The 11,461-nt window shown below is 52.6% G+C and carries 8 protein-coding genes; 4 read left to right on the top strand and 4 right to left on the bottom strand.

Annotation, left to right across the window (positions count from 1 at the left end; translation table 11 throughout):
- The first annotated feature begins 87 nt into the window (after positions 1-87).
- The 3 genes from SH302x_RS25100 to cysN all read left to right on the top strand — a co-directional run bounded on the left by SH302x_RS25100 (position 88) and on the right by cysN (position 4,831).
- Positions 88-1,650, top strand: a complete 1,563-nt coding sequence (locus SH302x_RS25100; RefSeq protein ID WP_479365709.1) for an HD-GYP domain-containing protein — start codon at positions 88-90, stop codon at positions 1,648-1,650.
- A 234-nt stretch (positions 1,651-1,884) separates the two neighbouring features.
- Entirely contained in the window at positions 1,885-2,796 is a 912-nt protein-coding gene (cysD, locus tag SH302x_RS25095; protein WP_479365708.1) for a sulfate adenylyltransferase subunit CysD, read from the top strand.
- Positions 2,797-2,884: 88 nt separating this feature from the next.
- Positions 2,885-4,831 (top strand): sulfate adenylyltransferase subunit CysN, encoded by a 1,947-nt coding sequence (cysN, locus tag SH302x_RS25090; protein ID WP_479365707.1) that lies wholly within the window; start codon positions 2,885-2,887, stop codon positions 4,829-4,831.
- 108 nt (positions 4,832-4,939) lie between these two features.
- Here cysN and SH302x_RS25085 read toward each other — a convergent pair whose 3' ends face one another.
- From SH302x_RS25085 to SH302x_RS25070, 4 genes are all read right to left on the bottom strand, one after another.
- Positions 4,940-6,208 carry a PQQ-binding-like beta-propeller repeat protein gene (locus SH302x_RS25085; RefSeq protein ID WP_479365706.1) on the bottom strand — a complete coding sequence of 423 codons (1,269 nt, stop codon included), beginning with the start codon at positions 6,206-6,208 and terminating at the stop codon, positions 4,940-4,942.
- A gap of 178 nt (positions 6,209-6,386) precedes the next feature.
- Entirely contained in the window at positions 6,387-7,448 is a 1,062-nt protein-coding gene (locus tag SH302x_RS25080) for a methyl-accepting chemotaxis protein (RefSeq protein ID WP_479365705.1), read from the bottom strand.
- Between the two features lie 58 nt (positions 7,449-7,506).
- Positions 7,507-7,674: a hypothetical protein gene (locus SH302x_RS25075; RefSeq protein WP_479365704.1), complete on the bottom strand. Its 168-nt coding sequence runs from the start codon at positions 7,672-7,674 to the stop codon at positions 7,507-7,509.
- Positions 7,675-7,911: 237 nt separating this feature from the next.
- Positions 7,912-9,594, bottom strand: a complete 1,683-nt coding sequence (locus SH302x_RS25070) for an FAD-dependent oxidoreductase (protein ID WP_479365702.1) — start codon at positions 9,592-9,594, stop codon at positions 7,912-7,914.
- A 164-nt stretch (positions 9,595-9,758) separates the two neighbouring features.
- On the opposite strand from SH302x_RS25070, the gene SH302x_RS25065 reads away from it, so the two are divergent.
- A complete protein-coding gene (locus SH302x_RS25065) occupies positions 9,759-11,429 on the top strand; it encodes an alpha-keto acid decarboxylase family protein (protein ID WP_479365701.1) in 1,671 nt (556 codons plus the stop codon).
- Positions 11,430-11,461 lie beyond the last annotated feature (32 nt).

The raw sequence follows: 11,461 nt of genomic DNA, 5'->3' as shown, positions 1-11,461 counted from the left end.
AAACTGTTACGAGAAAGTACTGATCTACGTCCTATGAAAGCTCCTGCCGAAGGCTAATTTCACGGTAGAAATGAAGCCCTTACATCCATGTCGATTCCTGCCCACATCAACCGCCAATGCGAAGACTTGACTGCGCTCTTAGGAGAGACGTGCTTGCCATGCGTGTGGGATACGGTGGATGACGCCATCAACAAGCAGATGGCCGCTATCTACCAAGCCGCTTTTCAAGAAGATGCTGATGCGACGCTGGCTGCGATGGTCGAAGCAGCAGAAAAAAAAAGCGTCCATCTGAATCCGTTGCAAGGCGATCGAATTGCGTTCGCTTTGCCGCTGCAGCATAACGGTTCACGAAAGTGGTTCGCGATTGGCCGCTCGTGGGCGAAGGACAGTGAGTCGTTCCGTAGGCTGGTGAACGTCGCTGTAGAGGCGTCGAAACGTCGCTATCAAAATGAACAACAGCAATCTTCGCTGGAAATGGCCGAGCGGAATATTCGACAATCTATTCAGGAGCGGAACTGGATTCGAGAATTGTCTTCTTACTCGCATGAACGCAGCCGGACTTCCTCCAGCGCGATGACCAATCGAATTCTAGCTCAGCTTCTGCAAATGATTCATGCCGATGCAATTGCCGTGGTGCCCGGGAATCAAGATAGTCGGCGCGAGATCGCACTGCGGCCAGCGGTATTTGGGTCTCCCATTTGGAAACAAGAAGATTTCAGTGCCCTGCTCCGCATCGTTGGCGAAATTCGCAGCGGCGATTTCATTGTTCAGAATGAACGGCAATATCAGTTGCCCAACGGTTTGTGCAGTTCATGCGTTGTCGTGCAAATTGGATCCGTGGTTCCGTTGGGCTACTTGGCGGCAATCAACCGTCGCATGGATCGCAAAACTCCGCTGCGCCGAGTCTCGGACATCAACTTCAGTTCGGCAGATGCTTCGATGTTGAACGAGGCGGCGTCGTTCCTGGAGTCGGAAGCTGTCCAGCGGCAGATCATGGGCGAATCGGAGAAGCTGATCATTGGTACTTTACGCTCGATGAGCAGTGCCATCGAAGCGCGAGACCCGTACACGCGAGGGCACAGCGAACGCGTGGCGAGACTGGGATATATGCTGGCCAAGCGGATGGAGCTTGCGCACGACAAGTGCCGCGAAATCTATGTTTCGGGAGTGCTGCATGACATTGGGAAAATCGGTATCCCCGACCAAGTGCTGCTGAAACCAGGTCGCTTGGATGACGAGGAAATTGCGATCATCCAAAAGCATCCAGAGATTGGACACCATATTTTAAGCGACATGAAGCGTCTGGAATTCGCTCTTCCTGGCGTACTTTATCATCACGAAAGATGGGACGGGAAAGGTTACCCGCATCAGTTGGTTGGCGAGGACACGCCGTTGATGGCACGCATCTTGGCGGTGGCGGACTCGTTTGACGCGATGACCAGCTCGCGTCCTTACCGATCGGCCATGCTGGTTGAAAAGGCACGTGCGATCTTGTCCGAAGGCGCCGGCCAGCAGTGGGACGCCAACGTCTATAAAGCCTTTGCGGACTGGATTTTAGAACGCGCAATTGGCGGCAGCGACGAAGACCCGACCGGTCTGCTGGGCGAAGAAATGGAATTCCACGATTCCCGCGTCGCTCAGTTTGTTTAGGAATTTCGATTCACGAATAGTAGATCGTAAATTGCAGTAGACAAACCATCCCGATTTTGTCGATAATGGGACTTTGCCGCGGGCGGACCTAGAGCAGCACGGGCCTTGAATATCGATTTTTGCCAGACCGGCGGTATCGACGAAACGCACTGACCGAATAAACTCAACAGCCTCGAACTATTGACACTTTGTGTTCTGTAGATCGTTTCCCGACAATTTAATTGAACGAGAGTTATGGAATCCTACACGCTTACTCATCTTAAACAGCTAGAAGCCGAGAGCATCCACGTTATTCGAGAGGTTGCGGCGGAGTTCAAAAAGCCGGTCATGTTGTATTCCGTCGGCAAGGATTCCGCGGTGATGACCCATTTGGCGTTGAAGGCATTTTACCCGGCCAAGCCACCTTTTCCGTTTCTGCATGTCGATACCACGTGGAAGTTCAAGGAGATGATCGCGTTTCGCGATAGCTATGTGAAGAACGATTTGGGGATCGAACTGCTGGTACACATTAACCATGAAGGGTTAAAGTTGGGCTTTGACCCGGCGACTAATAGCGAGAAGCATACGGAGGTGATGAAGACAGAATCGCTGAAAGCGGCTCTGAATAAGTACAAATTCGATGCGGCGTTTGGTGGCGCTCGTCGAGATGAAGAAAAATCGCGGGCGAAGGAGCGGGTTTTCTCGTTCCGCGACAAGTCTCATCGCTGGGATCCGAAAAACCAGCGACCGGAGTTATGGAGCCTGTACAATGCCAAAGTTAATCCGGGTGAGAGTATCCGCGTCTTTCCGTTATCCAACTGGACTGAGTTGGACGTGTGGCAATACATCTACTTAGAAAACATTCCGTTGCCGGATCTGTATTTGGCCAAGAAGCGTCCGGTCGTGGAACGCAATGGTACCTTGATCCACGTCAATGACGAGCGATTGAAGATCGAGCCTGGAGAGGTGGTCGTAGAAAAGATGGTGCGTTTCCGAACGTTGGGATGTTATCCGCTGACGGGGGCCGTTGAATCTACGGCAACGACCTTGCCTGAAATCATTCAAGAGATGTTGCTCACGAAGACTTCCGAGCGACAAGGCCGCGTGATCGACAAAGACGCTGGTGGCGCGGGTATGGAAGAGAAGAAGAAGCAAGGCTACTTCTAGTCCTTTCTTCTCCTTGGGCTCGCCCCATACTCACGACCACGATTTGATTCTTACCAATATACTTTTTCTGATTTGACTTCCTTAGACTATGTCCCATCAAAGCGATCTGATTGCAACCGACATTCTGGCTTATTTGGCTCAACACGAGCGTAAGGAATTGCTGCGATTCATCACTTGCGGCAGCGTCGATGATGGCAAGAGCACCTTGATTGGTCGCTTGCTGTTCGACTCCAAAATGCTTTATGAAGACCAACTGGCTCAGTTGGAGAACGAAAGCAAGATCCATGGCACCGTGGGTGGCAAGTTTGATCCGGCCTTGGTCACCGATGGCTTGAAGGCTGAACGCGAACAAGGGATCACGATTGACGTGGCCTATCGTTACTTTTCGACGGCCAAGCGAAAGTTCATCATCGCCGATACGCCTGGCCACGAGCAGTATACGCGGAACATGGCCACTGGCGCATCCACGGCGGACTTGGCGATCATCTTGATTGATGCGCGGCATGGTGTTCAGGTCCAAACCAAGCGACACAGCTTTATTGTTTCGCTGCTGGGCATTCGCCACATCGTGGTCACGATCAATAAAATGGATTTGATCGGTTTTGATCAAGCGAAATTCGAATCGATTTGCGATGACTATCGTTCTTTTGCTTCGCGGCTTGATTTGCCCGACTTGCACTTTATTCCCATCTCAGCGCTCAATGGCGATAATGTGGTCGAGCCCAGCGCGCACATGCCTTGGTACAAGGGCAGTTCGCTGATGAACTTCCTGGAGACGGTCTATATCGGTTCGGATCGTAACATGGAAGACTTCCGTATGCCGGTCCAAATTGTCAGTCGCCCAAACTTGGACTTCCGTGGCTTTGCTGGAACACTTGCGTCCGGCATCATTCGCAAGGGCGACGAGGTGATGGTTCTGCCTTCGCGACAGAAGTCGAGGGTCAAGCGTATTGTCACGTTCGATGGAGATATCGACGAGGCCTACACGCCGCAAGCGATTACCTTGGTGTTGGATAGTGAAGTCGACTGCTCACGCGGCGATATGTTGGTTCGCCCTGGCAACATACCACAGGTGGATAATCAGTTTGATGCCACGATCGTGTGGATGTCCAGCGAACCGATGTTGCCGGGCAAGAGTTATTTGTTCAAGCACACGACGCAGTCGACATTGGGGCAAATCGACTCGCTGAAGTATCGCGTCGATGTCAACACGTTGCATCGTACGCCAGCTCCAGAGTTGGGGCTGAATGAAATTGGCCGTTGCGGTATCTCCGTGAATCAGCCTTTGTTCTTTGATCCGTATCGACGGAACCGAACCACGGGCTCGTTCATTATCATCGACCGTATCAGCAACATTACGGTAGGAGCTGGCATGATCTCGGATCGCGGTGTGAATCGTGATCGCAAATTGGCGGCTTGGGAAGCGATCGATACCGATCCCAATTTAGCCAAAGCAGGTGAGGTCAATTTGGTGACGGCCCAAGAGCGATCCGCTCGATTTGGACAGAAGCCTGCTACCGTTTTGATAACCGGACTCACAGGTACGGGCAAGCTGAAGGTGGCTTTGGCGCTGGAACGTAAGCTGTTTGATGCTGGACGAGCATCGGTGGTAATCGATGGCGAGCGTATGCGGCAAGGTATGAACCGCGATCTAGGTTATTCGGTGGAGGATCGCAGTGAGAATTTGCGGCGCTCTGCATTTACCGCTCGCTTGATCAACGACAACGGGATCTTCTGTATTGCTTCGTTTGTCGCCCCTAGCCTCGCGGTTCGTCAACGAGTGGTGGAAACGATCGGCAGCAATCGCATCTTGACGGTTTACTTGAAAGCAGACGAGCAGATTCGTCGGCAGCGTGACCCGCAAGGGCAATACGCGGCTGCCGATGCAGGCAAGCTGCCCAACTTCCCTGGCGTAACGGCTACCTACGAAGTCCCAGAAAACCCCGATTTGGCACTCGATACTGGCAAGCTGTCGGTCGACGAATGCGTCGATAAGATTTACGACGCTCTGCGTGAACGCGGCTTCATCAAGTAAGCAGTTCGTTGTTCTGTTCAGCAAAAAAGCCAGCGATGAATTTGTTTCATCGCTGGCTTTTGTATTTCACGACCTTAATTGAAAGCAAGTCACGTTTCTGGCGCTGGCTTACTTGCTGATGTCGTAGCACAAGATGTGGTCACCTTCGCGGAGGTACAGTTTGCCTTCGCTGATGACTGGGTGAGCCCAACTGGGGCGGTCACCGCTGTGTGGAATCGAAAACTTGCCGACCTGATTGAACTTCTCAGGGTTCGCTTCAACCAGGGTCATTGTGCCATCGGCATAGCGGATATAGATATGTCCATCTGCAGCGGCCACGCTGGCCGAGTTGCGGCGGACAACTTGTTCTTGCCATTTGATTTCGCCTGTCATCAGTTCGGCACAAAAAGGCATGCCCTTGTCATCCGAATCGCCATACAGGTAATCGCCAACGAGTACGACGCCGCCATGTTTGTTGCTCAGTTTCGTATTGAGCGGATAGATCTCTTCGATCTTGATGGATTGGCCGTCTGCTTTCTGACGCAGCAAAGCTCCACCACGATTGTAGCCAGCCACCATGAAGACCAAATCATCACGGACGATTGAGGTTGGAATAACGGCGGTTGTTTTGTCAATGTCGTAGGTCCACAGCAGTTCGCCATTGGTGGCACGTACGCCCATGGCACCTTTGCCTGTTGTCTGGACGTAGACTTTGGTGTCACCGACTTGAGAGATGACTACGCTGCCGTGGCCAGCCCCGATGTCGCCTGGTCGAGCGCAAGTCCAGATCAGTTCGCCGTTGATTTTGTTCAAGGCGACTACGGTGGCTTTTTCTTTGCCTGGAGTGCAAATCAGTTTGTCTCCGTCGATGAGGACCGATTCGCTGTAGCCCCAAATATCGGCCTTATCGCCACCAAATTCTGACCGCAGGTTCTTTTCCCAAAGCTTGTTGCCATCGGTACTAGCGGCAATCAGCGAGCCAAATGGGGTAATGACGTAGACGCGATCGCCATCGACAGTGGGCGTGCTGCGCGAGCTCTGCCAGCTTTCCTGCCCATCGTTCCAAGGCTGACCGGTCTTCAGCTTCCAAAGTTGTTTGCCAGTCGCGACATCGAAGCACGATAGGTATTCCGATTTGTCATTGGCTGTCGAAAGTGCATCGCCCAAGGTGTACATTCGCCCGTCTGCAATCGCTGGGCTGGCATAGCCGCGACCAGCACCAACGGCATCGTAGACCAGCTTAGGCCCTTCTGCCGGCCACTTGTCAAGCAAGTTGGTATCTGGGGCAATGGCAGTGCGGTCTGCGCCGCGGAAGGTTGGCCAATCTGCTTGCGCAAGGTAACTCAAACTGCAACAGCTTAAAAACGCTGCTGCGCCTACAACAAAACGACGACGCATTAAGGTATCTCCTGGTAAGTTAAAGCTTGACGAAGACCAAAAAAAGATCTCTAGGCTGTCGATCGCGACGCGCCCAGAGCGGTCATTTCGCCATGCATTCGGTAGAGTTGTCCAACAAATTGTACCGAATACTGCTTGGAAAGGAGACACCCTGCCTTAGAAATTCCAGCGCAAGCACCTACACTCGCTGAATCATCAACGAATACCAGCCGGTGCTGTAGGTTTCAAAGCCGGGAGCTTTGGCGTGAGCGATGCAGCACTTTTCACCGTGGTAATCACCCATAAAAAAGCCCTTCTCAGAGCCGAGGACGCGGTCAAATGATGGCATCCGCAAGCCGTTGTGGTCTTCGCAACCATGCTGACTGGCTAAGATTTGACCACTCTGATCAACGATCAAGCAGTCGGTAATGTCTCGCTCGTCGTCAGCGATAGGAACGTTTTGCAGGATAGGAACAGCCAGAGATTGCCAGTTAAAGAGCACTCCCAGTACGCCCAGGACCTTCCCATTGGCTAGGCCGTCCTTGCGAACCGTACAAGAGTAAACCAGCGATGGCTGGCCGTTGATCAAGTCGCAGTGGAGTGCGGTCTGGAATCCATAATCGTTGCCGCTGCTGGTTCGCATCGCTTGTTGAAACCAGCCTGCATTTTGTACTGAACGGCCAGCGGAGTGAAACTGGTTTGGACGGCCGTTGGCCACAATAAAGCCCTCGGTATTGCACAGGACAAGGTCGTGGTAAACGGTATAGGCATCCAAAATGACGCCCAATCGTTGGGATGCGTAATCGTAACCACTGGGTTGGTCGTCGCGTAGTGCGTCGGTCAAGCTACTGTCGGTTGCCCACCAGCGTACGTCGCAAGTTCGCTCATACAAGCAGCGATCGATCAAGTCGATGTTCGTGCGTGCAAGATCGCTTAGACGAGTCCCTCGAATCTGGCTGCCGATCAAATCGAGTAAGTCTTCGATCTTGACCTTGGTCGTGGTCGCCAAATCGTTAGCGACATGAGTCGTGCGCAGCGAAAGATCTTGCATTTCGCTGGCAACGACCCCGAAGGCAGCGCCATGCGAACCGGCGCGAGCCGCTTCGATGCGAGCGTTCAGAGCCAGCATCCGAGTGTTCTCATTCACGCGCCGAATCTCACTGACGGCTTGCTCGACGGTATGAGCTAATTCTTGAACGTAGGTTTCGGCAGATGAGTGCTTTTCGCTACTCTTGTCTATTGTATTGGCTGTGGCAATCATGAGTCGGCGTATGTTTAAAAAATGCTGTGAGGATGTAGAGTTCGTCGCATCTAAATAATTAATTGAATTGCGATGCCAAGTCCTCAAGCGATTGAAGCGTGTCTTCAATGCGATCGAGCAATGGATCTTCGGTCAGGATTTTCGCAAACTCAAAATCAATCAAACAAAACCGTCCATCGAAAGCGAGCTTTACGATGGAGCGTTGCGTTTTTTTCAGGTTGATCATCTCAAACCTTTCCCGAGCCAGCCCATGACTTGGTGACGCGATTTCAACTAAATAATCATTCCGCCTCTTTGCCGCTAAAAACGGCTGCCCAACTCTACACCCCATTTGGGTAGTGAACGAAATAGAAGGTGCGGGTTCCCGAAATAGCAAGATTCGGCAACCCATTATGACGTTTATGCGGAATAAACTGCGGGAGAGCATTCGGGAAACTGCACATTACTGCAATCTACCTTGATATTAGTATTGGCTTGTAATTCTCGTTTGCTCCAAAGTGAGAATCTGTCCATCGCTGATGAGCCTTGATTGGATAGCATCGTAGGGCACATCTTGCATGGCACTTTGGCGGTCGAGTGACATAGCGGCGACGGTCGCGGCGCTCTGGCCCAGAATCATAAAGACTGGTTCCATGCGTATCGAGCCAAACGCGACATGCGAGCTACTGACGCAAACAGGTACCACAAGATTACGGCAGTCCTCCTTCTTGGGCAGCAGAGCTCCCAATGCGATTTCATAGGGCGCTGGCGTGTGGACGCCAATGTCACCTTCGTTTTGTACGATTCCCTCCGGCGTGATGTATCGCTGGACGTTGTGTGAATCGATGGTGTAAGAGCCCATGCCGACCGACTGCGGAGTTGGCTTTGTGCCCAGCAATTCGTGTTCGGTCATGACAAAGCTGCCGAGCATGCGGCGAGCTTCGCGGACATAGATCTGATGCGGCCAATGTTGATTGTCGACAAACTCGTCTTTGGCCAGCCCCCACTGCTGCATCGCTTGCTGGACATCCTTTGGGATGTTGGGATCATTCGCGATGTAGTACAGCCAGCCCAGTTGGTAGTTGCGGTGAGCGGCTAGGATCTCAGCACGCCGCTGGTAGGTTGCTTCCGGATAATCATAATTGGCACCAATGTAATCGGTACTAACGGGACCATGATTGTTGGTGTCTGTTTTTAGATTGGGTATCGGATCGAATTTCTGAAACGTTTCGCGCCAGCCAGCTTCAAAGACGCGGCGAAGCAGTTCGAATTGTTGCGGGACATAGTTATCAGGCTTTGGAAATGGAACGCGATTGGCCGGATGATTCGTCAAACACATGCGAAAGCAGTAAGCTTGAATGCGATGGTCGGCCGATCCGAATTCGCCTGGCGGGTCAGCACTGATCAGAGGCAACACACCACTGTTGGGGTCGCCCGGGACGTGATAAGGGCTGATAGGAGGAAGCTTGCCGAAGTGGTGCCCATGATGCAGGACACCGGTCTGGACTCCAGCCCATTTCTCTCCATAAGTGCTTTGTGCCTCGCGTCCAACATGGTAAGGCACTTTGCTGGCCGCCATTAAGTCGCCTTCGTAGGTGGCATCAATGAATGCTTTGGCACTGAACACGTCGGAGGATAAGGTCTTGATCGATTCGATTTGGCCATCGCGCAGCGTCACACCGCTTTCGCGATCCAGCCATTGATTTCGGAAGACAGGGATAGAATGTTCGTTGATCAGATCCTCAAACACGCCTTCGGCCACATGCGGTTCAAAGATCCACATGGTTCGTTGCTCGCCATCGATGGCGGGAGTACCTTGCCCCACATTGCCATATTCGGCTGCTTTTTGCCAGCGCCAGGCTTCAGGTTTTTGGTAGTGTTGCCAAATGCGATGGTAGAATTCGCGAGCGATGCCACCGATGACAGCTTTGTTGCCTGTGTCGGAAAATCCTAGCCCGCCGCTGCTTAAGCCGCCAAGATGTTGGTCGGGGCAAACGATGGCAACCGACTTGTCCATGCGATGAAGTTGCACGGCAGCAGCGACAGCGGCGCTCGTGCCACCATAGATCACAACGTCGAACTGATGCTGACCAGCTTCAGCGCGATTTTGCACAAGCACCAGCGGTATAAGAGTCAGCGTGATCAGAAGCGAGCGGAAGCGTTTCATGGCAAGTTGGCTTAGGTGGGAGGAATGACTTGGGGAAGCAATCGGAAAGATTTGTAGCACAGATGAACCAGCGTACCGACATTGTCGCATACAATGAAGCAGGTTGCCGCAAAGTGCTTGAGGCACAACATTATAGTTGAAACTCACAGGATGGGAGCAAGTGTATGCATCAAGATCGAAACACGTCTCGGGTTTCTATTGGACAGTACTTGATAAATCGCTTGCAAGACTATGGAATCAAAGATCTGTTTGGTATCCCAGGCGACTATGTCCTGTCGTTCTACGGCATGTTGGAGCAGAGCTCCATTCAAGTGATTGGTTGTACTCGCGAAGATAACGCAGGGTTTGCCGCCGATGCTTATGCCAGACTTAACGGCATGGGCGCATTATGTGTGACCTACTGCGTCGGAGGGCTCAGCGTCTGCAACAGCATTGCGGGAGCGTTTGCTGAAAAATCTCCGGTAGTTTTGATCAGTGGAGCACCGGGGCTGAATGAACGTGTGAATAATCCTTTATTGCATCACAAGGTTCGCGAGTTTCGGACTCAATATGAAGTCTTCGAAAAACTGTGCATCGCAGCCTGTGAGTTGAAAGATCCTATTACCGCGTTTGCCGAGATTGACCGTGTGCTGGATGCGGCGCATCGTTACAAGCGGCCTGTGTATATTGAACTGCCCCGCGATATGGTGCATGTGATACCGCCGCTATCGCAACCGTACGTCAGCGCTGAGGACCAGGTGGATGCGGCCGCATTGAGTGAAGCGATTCATGAAACGCTTTCGCGCTTGAAGTCTGCGCAGCGACCGCTGATTCTTGCCGGCGTCGAACTGCATCGGTTTGGTTTGCAAGACTTGGTGCTTGAGTTGGCGGAGCGTACGCAGATACCCATCGCGGCCACCATCTTGGGCAAAAGCGTGCTGCGCGAAACACATCCGCTGTATGTTGGGCTGTATGAAGGAGCCATTGGTCGCAGCGAGGTGACTTCGTTTGTCGAAGAGAGCGACTGTGTATTGATGCTGGGCACTTTCATGACCGACATCAATCTTGGGATCAATACCGCGAACTTAAATCCCAACCACTGCGTTTATGCTACCAGCGAGCAGTTCCGGATATCGAACCACTACTATCAAGGCGTGCCCTTGCAAGGTTTCCTCCAGGAATTGCTCAAGCAAGAACTGCCGCAGTGTCGCCGAGCTTTGCCGGCCAAGCCGCTTTCCAGCGGCGTTGCTATAGGATCGGAGTTGGGCGACTCGCAAGATAGTTCCCTGCGAGTCAGTCGCATCATCAAGATTTTGAATGAGAAGCTGAGCTTGGAGAATATCGTGATCGCCGATATTGGCGACAGCTTGTTTGCGTCCCTGGAACTCGTGGTCCACGAGCGAACCGACTTTATTAGCCCTGCTTACTACACCTCGATGGGGTTCTCGGTACCAGCGACATTGGGAGCGTGTGTTGCTAGGCCCGACGAGCGGGTGGTGACCATCTGCGGCGATGGGGCATTTCAGATGACTGGAACGGAGTTGTCGACGATTATTCGTCACGGCTTTGCGCCGATATTGATCATTTTGGACAATCACGGCTACGGCACCGAACGCTTTTTGCATGCGGGCGACTGGAAGTTCAATGAGATTCACCCATGGCTGTATCACCGCCTGCCAGAGATTTACGGAAACGGTAGAGGGTACTTAGTCAGCGACGAAGCGTCCTTTCGGGTGGCGCTAGAGACTGCCTGGAGCGATCGCAGTTGCGTGCAAATAATTCAAGCGAAGCTCGCCGAAGGGGATGCTAGCCAGACGCTGCTGCGGCTGGCAGAGCGGATGAGCAAAACCGTCTAGCCTTTTGTAACCGCCCACCCCTGCTAGAAACG

It is taken from the genome of Njordella calcicola (assembly GCF_056494125.1).
Note: the sequence above shows the minus strand (reverse complement) of the source record. Positions and strands in the feature narration are given on the sequence as shown.